At 72.9% G+C, this 13,702-nt stretch carries 13 protein-coding genes; 9 read left to right on the top strand and 4 right to left on the bottom strand.

Annotated features, from left to right (window positions below):
* Positions 1-48: 48 nt before the first annotated feature.
* Both GL263_RS10455 and GL263_RS10450 read right to left on the bottom strand, forming a co-directional pair.
* Complete coding sequence (locus GL263_RS10455; protein ID WP_182855337.1) at positions 49-294, bottom strand: antitoxin; 246 nt, start codon at positions 292-294, stop codon at positions 49-51.
* Positions 295-401: 107 nt separating this feature from the next.
* Positions 402-962: a hypothetical protein gene (locus tag GL263_RS10450; RefSeq protein ID WP_182855336.1), complete on the bottom strand. Its 561-nt coding sequence runs from the start codon at positions 960-962 to the stop codon at positions 402-404.
* A gap of 130 nt (positions 963-1,092) precedes the next feature.
* On the opposite strand from GL263_RS10450, the gene miaA reads away from it, so the two are divergent.
* The 6 genes from miaA (at position 1,093) to GL263_RS10420 (ending at position 9,035) form a co-directional block, all read left to right on the top strand.
* Entirely contained in the window at positions 1,093-2,067 is a 975-nt protein-coding gene (miaA, locus tag GL263_RS10445; protein WP_182855335.1) for a tRNA (adenosine(37)-N6)-dimethylallyltransferase MiaA, read from the top strand.
* A gap of 104 nt (positions 2,068-2,171) precedes the next feature.
* On the top strand, positions 2,172-2,663 hold the full coding sequence (locus tag GL263_RS10440) for a hypothetical protein (protein ID WP_182855338.1): 492 nt from the start codon (positions 2,172-2,174) through the stop codon (positions 2,661-2,663).
* Between the two features lie 94 nt (positions 2,664-2,757).
* Positions 2,758-3,627 carry a diaminopimelate epimerase gene (gene dapF / locus GL263_RS10435; protein WP_182855334.1) on the top strand — a complete coding sequence of 290 codons (870 nt, stop codon included), beginning with the start codon at positions 2,758-2,760 and terminating at the stop codon, positions 3,625-3,627.
* Between the two features lie 236 nt (positions 3,628-3,863).
* Entirely contained in the window at positions 3,864-5,966 is a 2,103-nt protein-coding gene (locus GL263_RS10430) for a RelA/SpoT family protein (RefSeq protein ID WP_182855333.1), read from the top strand.
* Positions 5,967-6,247: 281 nt separating this feature from the next.
* Positions 6,248-7,732 (top strand): GTPase HflX, encoded by a 1,485-nt coding sequence (gene hflX, locus GL263_RS10425; protein WP_182855332.1) that lies wholly within the window; start codon positions 6,248-6,250, stop codon positions 7,730-7,732.
* Positions 7,733-7,883: 151 nt separating this feature from the next.
* Positions 7,884-9,035 (top strand): site-2 protease family protein, encoded by a 1,152-nt coding sequence (locus tag GL263_RS10420; RefSeq protein WP_182855331.1) that lies wholly within the window; start codon positions 7,884-7,886, stop codon positions 9,033-9,035.
* A gap of 68 nt (positions 9,036-9,103) precedes the next feature.
* On the opposite strand, the gene GL263_RS10415 is transcribed toward GL263_RS10420, so the two are convergent.
* A complete protein-coding gene (locus tag GL263_RS10415; protein ID WP_182855330.1) occupies positions 9,104-9,718 on the bottom strand; it encodes an RsbRD N-terminal domain-containing protein in 615 nt (204 codons plus the stop codon).
* A 263-nt stretch (positions 9,719-9,981) separates the two neighbouring features.
* Here GL263_RS10415 and GL263_RS10410 point away from each other — a divergent pair, with 263 nt between their 5' ends.
* The 3 genes from GL263_RS10410 to panD all read left to right on the top strand — a co-directional run bounded on the left by GL263_RS10410 (position 9,982) and on the right by panD (position 12,358).
* Positions 9,982-11,397, top strand: coding sequence for a DEAD/DEAH box helicase (locus tag GL263_RS10410; RefSeq protein ID WP_182855329.1), 1,416 nt, complete (start codon positions 9,982-9,984; stop codon positions 11,395-11,397).
* A gap of 84 nt (positions 11,398-11,481) precedes the next feature.
* Positions 11,482-11,724 carry a DUF5302 domain-containing protein gene (locus tag GL263_RS10405; RefSeq protein WP_182855328.1) on the top strand — a complete coding sequence of 81 codons (243 nt, stop codon included), beginning with the start codon at positions 11,482-11,484 and terminating at the stop codon, positions 11,722-11,724.
* A gap of 214 nt (positions 11,725-11,938) precedes the next feature.
* Positions 11,939-12,358 carry an aspartate 1-decarboxylase gene (panD, locus tag GL263_RS10400; protein ID WP_182855327.1) on the top strand — a complete coding sequence of 140 codons (420 nt, stop codon included), beginning with the start codon at positions 11,939-11,941 and terminating at the stop codon, positions 12,356-12,358.
* A gap of 83 nt (positions 12,359-12,441) precedes the next feature.
* On the opposite strand, the gene GL263_RS10395 is transcribed toward panD, so the two are convergent.
* On the bottom strand, positions 12,442-13,647 hold the full coding sequence (locus GL263_RS10395; RefSeq protein ID WP_182855326.1) for a trypsin-like serine peptidase: 1,206 nt from the start codon (positions 13,645-13,647) through the stop codon (positions 12,442-12,444).
* Positions 13,648-13,702 lie beyond the last annotated feature (55 nt).

The raw sequence follows: 13,702 nt of genomic DNA, 5'->3' as shown, positions 1-13,702 counted from the left end.
GGCTCGGGGCGGGGCGGCCGGCAGCCGTCCCGCCCCGCTCGGCGGCTCTCAGGCGTCCTTGCGCGCGGAGCTGTCCCCGCCCTTCCCGTCCGTCTTCCCGTCGGTCTTGTCCTCCTCGGAGAGGCGACCCACGGCCTCCTTGGCCTTCTCGGTGCCGGTCTTGATCTGGTCGCTGTACTTGCCCTTGGTCTTGGCGTCGACCGCCTTGGCGGCCTTCTCCAGGCCCTCGCCGACCTTGTCGCTGTGCTGACCGAGCAGGTCCTTGACCTTGCCGACCTTGTCCATGAGTCCCATGGTGGTCACCTTCCCTTGGATGGGTTCCGTGAATCGACGGGTTCGGCCGGAGACGGCGCTCCCGGCCGTCGCCGCACGGGGCCCGACGAACGGGACCCGACGAGCCGCTAGGGGCGCGCGCCGTCGCTTGCCGTGCTGTCGGCGGCCCGCCGCGCGGACTGCTGCTGCGGGATGCCCACACGTTCGCCCGCGGCCTCCTCGGCCGGCTCCGACGCGGCGTCCGCGCCGTCCTTGATCGTATCCGCCCCGTCGGCCTCGTTCCGCTCCCCGTCCGCTTCGCCGGCCTTGCCGGAGGTGACGTCGCGCGGCGAGTCGCAGACGGCGGCTTCGGTGTCCCGAGCGCTGCCGGCCTCGGCGCCGTCCCGCTTGTCGGCGTCGGCGGCGGCGGCGTCGTCGGACTCGGCGGTGGCGGTCTCGGCCGCCGTGGTGGCCGACGCCTCCGACCGCGCCGTCGTGCTCTCGTCCGTCGCCGCCGTGGCGGCCTCGGACCGTTCGGTGGAGCGCTCGGACGACGCCGCCTCGTCGGTGGCGGGCGCCGTCGCCGTGGGCTGCTCCCCGTCGGTCGGCTCGCCGGACCGCTGCTCGCCCCGGCTCTCCGGCGCCGGCGGCTCGCCGGCCGCCGCCCCGGTGCCTCGGCGCTTGCCGCGAAGCCAGGAGAAAATGCCCATGACCACTCCAAAGGTTGTTCGGCTGAGGGTCGCCGCGTGTCGATCACGGGAACCCGCAACGGCAACGAAGCCCACCCCGGCGTCGTCACGTCGCTCGTTCGGGCTGCACACCGTTTGAAACACTTGGGGCGTGAACTCCGTACCCAACCCAGCCGACCCGTCCGAGACCGTCGAGGCGCCGCAGGTGGTCACCGTCGTGGGCCCGACCGCCGCGGGCAAGTCGGACCTGGGCGTCGCCCTCGCCCGCCACCTGGACGGCGAGGTCGTGAACGCCGACTCCATGCAGCTCTACCGGGGCATGGACATCGGCACCGCCAAACTGACCGAGGAGGAGCGGCGGGGCGTGCCGCACCGGCTGCTCGACGTGTGGGACGTGACGGTCACCGCCAGCGTCGCCGAGTACCAGCGGATGGCGCGCGCCGAGATCGACCGGCTGCTCGCCGAGGGCCGCACCCCGGTCCTGGTGGGCGGTTCGGGCCTCTACGTCCGCGCGGCGGTGGACGCGCTGGAGTTCCCCGGCACCGATCCGGCCGTCCGGGCCCGGCTGGAAGGCGAACTCGCCGAGGTCGGCCCGGGGGAGCTGCACCGCAGGCTGGCCGCGGCCGATCCCGAGGCGGCCCGCGCGATCCTGCCCGGCAACGGCCGACGCATCGTGCGGGCGCTGGAGGTCATCGAGCTCACCGGCCGGCCGTTCACCGCCAACCTGCCCGCCCCAGGCGCCCGGCGCGAGGTGTACCGGACGCTCCAGATCGGGGTCGACGTCGCCCGGCCCGAGCTGGACGAGCGCATCGCCGCGCGGGTGGACCGGATGTGGGACCAGGGGCTGGTCGCGGAGGTCGAGGAACTCGCGGAGGTCGGACTGCGGGAGGGACTGACCGCTTCCCGGGCGCTCGGCTACCAGCAGGTGCTGGCCGCGCTGTCCGGCGAGTGCACGCCGGAGGAGGCGCGCGCGGAGACCGTACGGGCCACCAGACGTTTCGCCCGCCGGCAGGACACCTGGTTCCGCAAGGACCAGCGGGTGCACTGGCTCAGCGGCGCCGCCGCGGACCGGGGCGAACTGGCCGAACGCGCCGTCGCCCTGTTGGAGCGCCCGGTCACAGCCTGATCACGTGATGGCATCGGGAAGCTCAGACCGGCCGGGCGCGGGCACCGGACGTGCCATCATCGACGCTCGAGCCGCAATGCCGGGAGTTGGGAGGGCGCGTGGCGATGGAGGCCGGCCCTCGTGACAGCGACGACCCCGCTCTGCCGTTGGACCCCGTTCTGCCGTTGGACGGCGCCCTGCCGCCGAACGACGGACGCGACGTCCTGAGTGACGGGCGGGACATCCTCGGAGAGGGCGAACCGACGTACCAGGACGGCGGCGAGTCGTACGCCGAGCTGCGTCCGCCGCGGAAGATGAGGCTCTGGCAGGTCGCGCCGATCGTGGCGCTGGCGCTTGTCGGGTCGCTGATGTTCGCCTTCCCGCTCGCTTTCGAGTTCGGCGACGGCGGCGCCGTCGTGGCGATGCTCGGACTGCTCATCAGTTGCTGCGCGGCCGGGTGGGGCATGATGGCCGCCCGCCGGGTCGGACTGGCCTGGCCGGGCCTGCCCGCGCGCGGCTCCAGGGAGCGCGCCGACTGGCGGGTCGTGGCCCTGTACGCGGTGATCGTCGGCACGTTGGTGCTGCTCGCGATCTGGCGCGTCGCCCGCCTGCGCTGAGCCGGGCCCCGGGAACCCGCCCCACGGGGCGGACGGCGCGGCGCGCCGGGCGGCCCCGGGCGTGCCTCCCACGTCACTCCCGTACGATCGAGGCGTGAGCAGCGCAGCCCAGCCGATCACCTTCCTCAAGGGACACGGCACAGAGAACGACTTCGTGATCATTCCGGACCCGGAGGGCCGTCTTGAGCTGACCGCCGCCGACGTGGCGCGGCTGTGCGACCGCCGGGCCGGTATCGGCGGCGACGGGCTGCTGCGGCTGGTGCGTTCCGCCGCCCACCCCGAGGCCAGCTCCATGGCGGAGGCGGCCGAGTGGTTCATGGACTACCGCAACGCCGACGGCAGTGTCGCGGAGATGTGCGGGAACGGCGTGCGGGTGTTCGCCCACTGCCTGGAACGCATGGCGCTCGCCAAGACCGGCGACCTCGCGGTGGCGACACGCGCCGGCGTGCGCCGGGTGAGCATCAACGAGGACGCTTCGATCACCGTCCACATGGGCAAGGCCCGCCTCCCCGGCCCCGAGGTGACGGTGTCCGTCGGCGAACGTGAGTGGACCGGCCGCAACGTCAACATGGGCAACCCGCACGCCGTGGTGTTCGTCGACGACCTCGCCGAGGCGGGACCGCTCCTGGACGCCCCTCGGGTCACCCCCGCCGAGGCCTACCCGGAGGGCACCAACGTCGAGTTCGTGGTCGACCGCGGTCCGCGCCACGTGGCGCTGCGGGTGCACGAACGGGGCTCGGGGGAGACCCGGTCCTGCGGCACGGGCGCCTGCGCCGTGATGGTCGCGGCGGCCCGCAGGGACGGCGTCGACCCGGCGGCGGAGGGCCGGCCGGCGACCTACACGGTCGATGTCCCGGGCGGGCGGCTGCTCATCACCGAGCACTCGGACGGCGAGGTCGAGATGACCGGTCCCGCCGTCATCGTCGCCGAGGGCATCGTGGACCCGTCGCTGCTCCGGCACTGACCCGGCGCTCCGCCGGAGGCCGGGCCGGGCCCGGCCCGAGACCTGTCGCCCGTCGCCGTGTCAACCGCCGCGCCCTGCCAACTGTCCGGAGGGGTCACGGTTTTGACCGTTCGTGACCGTCTACACTCCACTCGATGGAGTGATCCGGGACACGGTCGCCGGACGCCTGTCGGCCGTCCGTGGTGAGGTCGGTAGCATCAGGCAACTGACGGTGCGACACCTCGAGGGGGCTGCCGATGAGCGCGGTAAGGAGCCTGCGGAAACTCGGGCGCGCGGCCCTGCTGGGAACCGCCCCGCGCGGTGGGCTCCCGAACGCCCTGGAACACGTGGCCCAGGCCCACCGGAGGCACCACCCGGGCGCCGACCTCGACGCGCTCAGCCGCGCCTACGTGCTCGCGGAGTCCTCCCACCGCGGCCAGATGCGCAAGAGCGGCGAGCCCTACATCACCCACCCGCTGGCCGTCACCCTCATCCTGGCCGAACTCGGCGCCGAGACCACCACGCTCACCGCCTCCCTCCTCCACGACACCGTGGAGGACACCGAGTTGACGCTCGACCAGGTGCGGGCGGAGTTCGGCGAGGAGGTCGCCTACCTGGTCGACGGCGTGACCAAGCTGGAGAAGGTCGACTACGGCGCCGCCGCCGAGTCCGAGACGTTCCGCAAGATGCTGCTGGCCACCGGCAACGACGTCCGGGTCATGTCGATCAAGCTCGCCGACCGGCTGCACAACATGCGGACCCTCGGCGTCATGCGGCCGGAGAAGCAGGCGCGCATCGCCAAGGTCACCCGCGACGTGCTCATCCCGCTCGCCGAACGGCTCGGCGTGCAGGCGCTGAAGACCGAGCTGGAGGACCTGGTCTTCGAGATCCTCCACCCCGAGGAGCACCGGCGCACCGACGTCCTCATCCGCGCCCACCGGGAGGCGCCCGACCCGCTGGAGGAGCTGGCCGAAGCGGTCCGGGGCGTGCTGCGGGAGGCCCGGGTCGGCGCCGAGGTGCTGATCCGGCCACGGCACCACCTCTCGGTGCACCGCTACCGCCTCAAACGCGGCCAGCTCGGCCCCTGCGACTTCGGACGGCTGCTCATCCTCGTCGGCGAGGAGGCCGACTGCTACGCGGTACTCGGCGAGCTGCACACCTGCTTCACCCCGCTGATCTCGGAGTTCAAGGACTTCATCGCGGTCCCCAAGTTCAACCTGTACCAGTCGCTGCACACCGCCTTCGCCGACTCCTCGGGGCGGGTGGCCGAGGTACTGGTCCGCACGCACCGCATGCACCGCGTCGCCGAGGCCGGGGTGATCGCGCTCGGCGACCCGCACCGCACGGACGGCGCCGACGACGCCGAAGCCGACCGCGACACCGACGGCGAACGCGCCGACCCCACCCGGCCCGGCTGGCTCTCCCGGCTGCTGGAGTGGCAGAGCCACGCCCCCGACCCCGACACCTTCTGGGCCGAACTGCGCGACGACCTCGCCCAGGACCGCGAGATCACCGTCTTCGTCGCCGAACCCGGCAGCACCGCCGACTCCGCCACCCTGCACCTGCCGGCCGGCGCGACCTGTGTGGACGCCGCCTACGCGCGGCACGGCGCCGACGGCCACCGCTGCGTGGGGGCCCGGGTCGACGGACGCCTCACCACCCTGGCCACCGTGCTGCGCGACGGCGACGCCGTGCAACTGCTGATGGCCGCCGAGGGGGGCGCCTCGGGGCCGTCCCCCGACTGGCTGGAGCACGCCCGCACCCCGGCCGCCCGGCTGGCCATCCGGCGCTGGCTGGAGGCCCAGCCGGAAGAGCCCGCCGGCGGGACCAGGGCCCCGGAACCCCAGGCCGTCGAACCGGCCGCCGACGAGCCGCCGCGCGACGACCGCGAGGGCGCCCGCACCGAGTCCGCGGCTGTCGCCGAGGGGCTGCCGGAGCGGCCCGTACGGCTGGCCCGCTGCTGCACTCCGGTGCCCCCGGACCCGGTCATCGGCTTCGCCGTGCGCGGTGGCGCCGTCACCGCGCACCGGGACGGCTGCGCCTCGGTGGCCCGGATGGCCGCCTCCGGCCGCGACCCGGTGCCGGTGCGCTGGCGGGCCAGTGCCCGCGCCTCCTGCCGGGTGACGCTGCGCGCGGAGGCGTTCGGCCGCCCCCACCTGCTGGCCGACCTCACCGAGACGATCGCCGTCCAGGGCGCCGCCGTGCTGTACGCGGCCGTGGAGCCGCCGCGGCAGCAGCGGGTCCGGCACACCTACACCCTCCGGCTGGAGGACGCCGCCGAACTGCCGGCGCTGATGCGCGCCATGCGCGAGGTGCCCGGCGTCTACGACGTCATCCGGGCCGCGCAGCCCGCGCTCTGACCCGGCTCCGAGCGGACTTCCTGCAGGGCGGCGACCGGGCTGTGTCCGGGTGGGGCCGCCTGGCCCGCGACACGACGGCCCGGGTTAAGCGGGTGACGGGCCCGCTCCGGCGTGCGACCATCTACGCGTCGCGGGAACATGCCCGCGCCGTCGGACCCCGCGCGCTTCCGGGCGGCGCGGGGAATGAAGCAGCGCCCCGGCGCGTTGCACCCTCAGAGAACTCCTCTCGGAGGACTTCCGACGGAAGCACTCCCGGAAGCACTCCACGACGTTAGGACACGATGACCTTCTCCTCTTCCCTTTCGCACCGCGGCCAGCGCAGCACCGAGACCGACCGCCGGGCCGACGCCCTGATGGAAGAGGACGTCGCCTGGGGTAGCGGGTTCAGCGACGAGCGTGACGGCGACCAACTCGACCGGTCCGAGCGCGCCGCGCTGCGCCGCGTCGCCGGCCTCTCCACCGAGCTCCAGGACGTCACCGAGGTCGAGTACCGGCAGCTGCGCCTGGAGCGCGTGGTGCTGGTCGGCGTCTGGACGTCCGGCACGGCCGAGGAGGCCGACAACTCCCTCGCCGAGCTGGCCGCCCTCGCCGAGACGGCGGGCGCGCTGGTGCTCGACGGTGTCATCCAGCGTCGTGACAAGCCCGACCCGGCCACCTACATCGGCTCCGGCAAGGCGAAGGAACTCCGCGACATCGTGCTGGAGACAGGCGCGGACACCGTCGTCTGCGACGGTGAGCTGAGCCCCGGCCAGCTGATCCAGCTCGAGGACGTCGTCAAGGTCAAGGTGGTGGACCGCACCGCCCTGATCCTCGACATCTTCGCCCAGCACGCCAAGTCCCGGGAGGGCAAGGCGCAGGTGTCGCTGGCCCAGATGCAGTACATGCTGCCCCGGCTGCGCGGTTGGGGTCAGTCGCTGTCCCGGCAGATGGGCGGTGGCGGCTCCGGCTCGTCCGGCGGCGGCATGGCCACCCGTGGTCCGGGTGAGACCAAGATCGAGACGGACCGCCGGCGCATCCGCGAGAAGATGGCGAAGATGCGCCGCGAGATCGCCGAGATGAAGACCAGCCGGGACGTCAAGCGGCAGGAGCGGCGCCGCCACCAGGTGCCGTCGGTCGCGATCGCCGGCTACACCAACGCCGGCAAGTCCTCGCTGCTGAACCGGCTCACCGGCGCCGGCGTCCTCGTGGAGAACGCCCTGTTCGCCACGCTGGACCCGACCGTCCGCCGGGCCGAGACCCCCAGCGGTCGGATCTACACGCTCGCCGACACGGTCGGCTTCGTCCGGCACCTGCCGCACCACCTCGTCGAGGCGTTCCGCTCCACGATGGAGGAGGTCGGCGACTCCGACCTCATCCTGCACGTGGTCGACGGCTCGCACCCGGCGCCCGAGGAGCAGCTGGCCGCCGTCCGCGAGGTCATCAGGGACGTCGGCGCCACCGACGTGCCGGAGGTCGTGGTCGTCAACAAGGCCGACATCGCCGACCCGCTGGTCGTGCAGCGCCTGCTGCGGGCCGAGCGGCACGCCATCGCCGTCTCCACGCACACCGGAGCCGGGATCGACGAGCTGCTCGAACTCATCGACCGGGAACTGCCCAGGCCCGCGGTGGAGGTGACGGCGCTCGTGCCGTACACCGACGGCGGTCTGGTCTCCCGGGTGCACGCCGAGGGCGAGGTGCTCGAGGAGGAGCACACCGCCGAGGGCACCCGGCTGCGGGCCCGCGTCCACGAGGAGCTGGCCGCGGTACTCCGCCCGCACACCGCCTGAGGCCGAGGCACCGCCTCACCCTGTCGGGCCCCGCCACCAGGCGGGGCCCGACGCCGTTTCTCCCCCCTCCTGCGCGAGGACCGAGCGGGATCCGGGGTACCCGGTCCCGTGGAGGTCCACGGCCGGTACCAGTGGCGAGCGGAGGCGGACGGTGAAAGGCACATTCACGCTGGGACGGATCGCGGGTGTGAAGGTGGCGGTCCACTGGAGCGTTGTTGTCATCTTCCTGCTGGTGACCGTCACCCTTGCCGGGGGACGGCTCGCCCCGCTCTACCCCGACTACCCGCCGGCCGTCTACTGGGCGCTGGGCCTGCTGGTGGCGGTGGTGTTCGTCGCCTCGATCCTGGCTCACGAGGTGGCGCACGCCATCGTCGCGCGGCGCAACGGCATCGAGGTCGAGGACATGACGCTGTGGATGCTCGGCGGCGTCGCCCGGCTCAGAAGCGAGACGCCGAGCCCGGGCGTCGAACTGCGCGTCGCCGGGGTCGGGCCGTTGACCAGCGTGGTGCTCGGCGTGCTCTTCGCGGCGTGTGCCGTGTGGCTGGACATGCTGGCCGCGCCGGGCCTGCTGATCGAGGCCGTCGCGTGGCTGGCCGCCATCAACATCCTGCTGGCCCTGTTCAACAGCATCCCCGCCGCGCCCCTCGACGGCGGTCGGCTGCTGCGCGCGGTGGTCTGGAAGTTCACCGGTGACCCGGTGCGGTCGACGGTGATCGCCGCCGCGGCCGGCCGCGGCTTCGGCTGGCTGCTGGTGATCTACGGCTTCCTTTCGATCCTGGTCACCGGGACGTTCGCGGGCCTGTGGCTGGCCCTGATCGGCGGCTTCCTGATCGCCGCGGCCACCGCGGAGAGCCGGCAGGCGCAGCTGCGGGGGGTGTTCGCCGGTATCCGGACGCGCGACATCATGACGCCCGACCCGGTGACCGTGCCCGCGACCACTACCGTCGAGCAGTTCCTGGCCGGCGCGCCCTTCGGCCAGTACCGCCACACGGCGTTCCCCGTCGTGGACGCCGACGAGGCACCGGTCGGCCTGGTGACGGTCGCCCGCGTCGACCGGGTGCCGGTGCCGCAGCGGGGGTCCACGACCCTCGGTGAGGTGATGGCACCGATCGACGAGGTCACCACCGCGTCCCCGGGTGAGCCCGTCATCGAGGTCCTGTCGCGACTCGCCGGAGTCAGCGAGAGCCGGGTACTCGTCCTGGACCAGGACAGCCGCGCCCTGGTCGGCATCGTCTCCCAGACGGACATCAGCAGAGCAGTCACCTGGCTCACGGCGACGCGTGACAGACGACGAGCTCCGTGAACGTCGCGCGTTTCCGCATCGACGAGTTCAGCGGGCCAGCTCACGCTTGAGGATCTTTCCGGTGGCCGTCATCGGCAGGCTGGGCACGAACTCGGGAGGTCGACGGTGACGAGGTCCGCGAAGCCGTCGGTGCCGAACTCGGCCAGCTCCTCGGCGGTACGGACGGTGTCGAGACTCGTCCCGATCCGCCGGCTCGTCTCGTTGACCAGCTGCAGCCGCCGGCCGCGCTCCTCCTGGTAGGCCACGACGATCTGCTCCGACTCCCGGTCGACATACGCGAAGGCCGACTCCACGAGCCGCAGCATGGCAGCGTTCCTCAGCTCCCCGTCGTCGAGCCGGGCGGCCTCGGCCTGGATCAGCTGGACGAGGACCATGTGGCCGAGGCGGTAGGCGCGAAGGAGCCGGCTGATCGGCACCCCGCGCCCCGCGGCCTGGCGGGCGATCGCCAGTGCTTCGGGCGGCGCCTCGACCTCCGTCACCTCAATGCGCCCTTCGAGCACGTCCAGGAACCTGTTGATGTGCCCGGCCGTCTCCTCCGGCGCGAGCGCGGCCATCTCCTTGTGCTCCCACAGTTCGGGCATGTCGTCGCTCAGACGTTCCAGCAGAAGGTCCGCCGACTCCTCCGCCTGCGGTCTGAGCTCCTGAGCCAGACGACAGAGGAAGGAGTCGGCATCGATGCCCATACCGGAAACGTACCGGAGCTCCCGACTCCGCACCCCTCCACTGCGGACGTGCAGGCCGCGCGCGGCCTCACGGGGGCGCTGGCGACAAGGCGCCGGCATCAGCGGAGGTGGCTTTCCGTGCCGTTCGGAGGGGCGCTCCGTGCTACCGTCGTGGGTTTGCGTGGTCGTCGCGGTGGGCGGCAGTTCCTGTTCGGTGCCGCTTGTGCGGGCTGTTCCGTCCTGCCGGGCCTTCCTCGGTACGTTCCCCCTGCGGAAGGCTGTTCATGAAGCATCCCGACGACTCCGGCGTCGCTCACGGCGGTCCCGCCCAGGCAGGGCGCGCGACGCCGGCGCGGCCCCCGGCCGTTTCCTTCGCCGACCTGGGGCTGCCGGTGGAGGTGCTGCGGACGCTGAGCGGACTCGGGGTGCGCGAGCCCTTTCCGATCCAGGCCGCCGCTCTCCCCGATGCCCTGGAGGGGCGCGACCTCCTCGGGCGCGGGCGCACCGGGTCGGGCAAGACGCTCGCCTTCGGCCTGCCGCTGCTGACACGTACGGCCGGGCGGCGTGCCCAACCGAAGCAGCCCCTCGCCCTGATCCTCGTGCCCACCCGGGAGCTGGCCCAACAGGTCACCCAGGCGCTTGCACCGTACGCCGAGGCACTGCGGCTGCGGATGGCCACGGTCGTCGGCGGCATGTCGATCGGCCGGCAGGTCGCCGCGTTGCGCGAGGGAGCCGAGGTGGTCGTCGCCACTCCCGGACGCCTGCACGACCTGATCGAGCGCAACGCCTGCAGCCTGGGACGGGTGAGGATCACCGTGCTGGACGAGGCCGACCAGATGTGCGACCTGGGATTCCTGCCGCAGGTTGTCGACGCTCTCGAGCAGGTACACCGCGACGGTCAGCGCATGCTGTTCTCGGCCACGCTGGATCGCGACGTCGATCAGTTGGTCCGTCGTTACCTCCACGACCCCGTCGTTCACTCGGTCGACCCGTCCGCCGGCGCGGCCTCGACAGTGGAGCATCACGTGCTGGTCGTCCATGGCCCTGACCGCTACGCCGTCACCACGGAGATCGCGGCCCGCGACGGCCGGGTGCTGCTGTTCCTCGACACCAAGCACGCTGTCGATCAGCTCACCCGGCATCTGCGGGCCAGCGGGGTGCACGCCGGAGCCCTGCACAGCGGCAAGTCCCAGCCACAGCGCACGCGGACCCTGGCGCAGTTCAAGGACGGTCGGATCACCGCTCTGGTGGCGACCAACGTCGCGGCCCGTGGCCTGCACGTCGACGATCTCGATCTCGTGGTCAACGTCGACCCGCCCACCGACCCCAAGGACTATGTGCACCGGGCCGGCCGTACCGCCCGCGCCGGCGAGTCCGGCAGCGTGGTCACGCTCGTGCAGGGTGGCCAGCGCGGCGAGACGACGCGGATGCTGGCCGGTGCCGGCATCGAGTCGACCGTCACCAGGGTGCGCTCGGGCGAGGCGGAGCTGAGCCGGATCACCGGCGCCAGGGCTCCCTCCGGCACTCCGCTCGACGGCGGGCCCGCCGTCCCCCGGCCCAAGAACGGCAACGCGCCCTTCCGCGGCCTCGGAACCACCAAGGGCTCCTCCCGCGGTACCGGTGGCAGTTCCCGAAAGGCCGCCGAGGCCCGCAAGCTCGCCGAGGCCCGCAAGGCCGCCCGGGTACGTCGCGGCGGCTGAGAGCCGTTGCCCCGCAGGGTGATGGTGCCGGCGCCCGGCATGACAAGCTGTGCTTGACCACGCCCCCGAACCCAGGAGGTCACCATGACCGCAGAGCCCACAACCCCGGAAGGTTCGGAGCCGGCTGCCCCCGAGGCATCCCCTCTCGCGCCGGACGGAGACGGCAACTACGACCTCAAGCGCAAGTTCCGCGAAGCCCTGGCGCGCAAGCGCGGTGCGCAGGCGGACGCGGCCGACACCGCCGCCAACCCGGGTGCGTCGAAGGTGCGTGCGGCCCACGGCCCGGCTGCGAGCCAGCGGTCGTTCCGGCGCAAGAGCGGCGGCTGAGCCGGCCAGTCCCGCGGTCCGGCCGCACTACCGGCCTGCCGTACGTTGTCCACTCGCGCACCCGGTGCAGGAGCCTGACCCGAGTCGGCAACGGGTCGGTGTGAGCCCTGGAACAGCCGCGGGAGCTGACCGGACACGCGTGTCGTTGTAGGCTCCGTAGAACGCCCTTGACCTGCGAAGCACAGGCAGGGAGCAGCCAGAGCGGGAGTTCTTCATGTTGCGCACGATGTTCAAGTCCAAGATCCACCGTGCCACGGTGACCGAGGCCGACCTGAACTACGTCGGTTCCGTGACCGTCGACGCCGACCTGCTGGATGCGGCGGACCTGCTGCCGGGTGAGCTGGTGCACATCGTCGACATCACGAACGGCGCCCGGCTGGAGACGTACATCATCGAGGGCGAGCGCGGCTCCGGGGTGATCGGCATCAACGGCGCGGCGGCACACCTCGTCCACCCCGGTGACCTGGTCATCCTGATCAGCTACGGGCAGATGGAGGACGCCGAGGCGCGGGCCTACGTGCCGCGTGTGGTGCACGTCGACGCCGACAACCGGATCGTCGAGCTCGGCACCGACGCCTCGGCGCCGGTGCCCGGCAGCGACACGGTGCGCAGCCCGCTGGCCGCCGCCCGCTGACGCCGGCGGAGGGACACGCAGAAGGACGGAAACGGCCCGACCCCCACCTCGCCGGTGTGGGTCGGGCCGTTCGCCGTACCGGTTCAGTTCTTGCCGGCGAAGCGCTTGCTGATCGCGTCGAAGACGCCCTGGGCGGGAGCGCCCAGGTACGGGCCCGCCAGCCACGTCGCCGGGCGCGGACCGATCGAGTTGACCGAGACCAGCTCCGCCTTGCCGTCGGCGCCGGTGACGAACATGCCGCCGCCGGAGGTGCCGCCGGTCATGGTGCAGCCGATGCGGTACATCTGCGGCTGCGTGGGGTCGACGGTGAGCCGGCCGGGGCGGTCGGTGCAGGTGTGCATGAGCGCGCCGTCGTAGGGCGGCGCGGCCGGGTAGCCGTAGGAGCTGAGGCCGGACAGCTGGCCGGGGCGCGGCGCGCGGAAGTTGATCCGCAGCGAGGCGCCGACGGTCTCCTCCAGCGACTTCGCCGACCCGTCCTCCGCCTTGAGCTGGAGCACGGCGAAGTCCTGGGCCGCGCCGGCGGCGCCGTTGACGGCGTCACCGCGCTCGATCCAGTAGCCGGTGGTCTGCGCCCAGGTCGCCCACCACTGCTTGTACGGGCTGACCTGCTGCCTGGGCGCCGAGGGGATCTGGTTCGCCGGCCGCCCGAGGTCGTTGTACGACGGCACGAACATGATGTTGCGGAACCAGCCCTTGCCCTTGCCGCCGTGCACGCAGTGCCCGGCGGTGGCGACCAGGTTGGACTTCCCGGGGTTGCGCGGGTCCTTCACGACGGTGCCCGAGCAGACGGCCGGGCCCTTCGGGGTGTCGAAGAAGACCTTCCCCACCGGGGCGGCGTTGCGGTGGTACGGCGTGGCCACGCGCTGGGCGCGGACGGCGCGCGGCGCCGGGTCGTCCGCGGGGGTGGAGGCGGCGGCGATGTCCTCCTCGGTGACCTCCTTGTCACCGGCCTCCGCCTCGTGCATCCGCTCCGGCTTCCACAGGTCCTTGATGTAGGGGTTGACGAAGTCGGCCGCGTCGCGCAGCCAGTCCTTCTCGTCCCAGTTGCGCCAGCCGCCGTCGCGCCACTTGTCCAGGTCCTCCAACGAGGTGGGCAGGTCCTTGGGCAGGCTCAGGTCCAGACCGTCGCGGGCGGAGCCGTCCGGCTTGTCCTCCGTCGAGGCGCCGGGCGCGGCGGAGGAGTTGTCCTCGGTGGGACCGCACGCGGTGGCGGTCACCGCGAGCGCGGCGAGGGCGGCGGCCGCCGCGAGCGCCGAGCGGCGGCGTCTCGTCCCGGGGTTCGCTGACATGTCGTTCTCTCCCTGGCGGGTGTGCCGGTCTGGGTGGGGCCGGTCTCAGTAGGGC

The sequence above is a fragment of the Streptomyces durbertensis genome, assembly GCF_014156695.1.
Classification (GTDB): domain Bacteria; phylum Actinomycetota; class Actinomycetes; order Streptomycetales; family Streptomycetaceae; genus Streptomyces; species Streptomyces durbertensis.
This window is presented reverse-complemented; position numbering and strand designations above follow the sequence as displayed.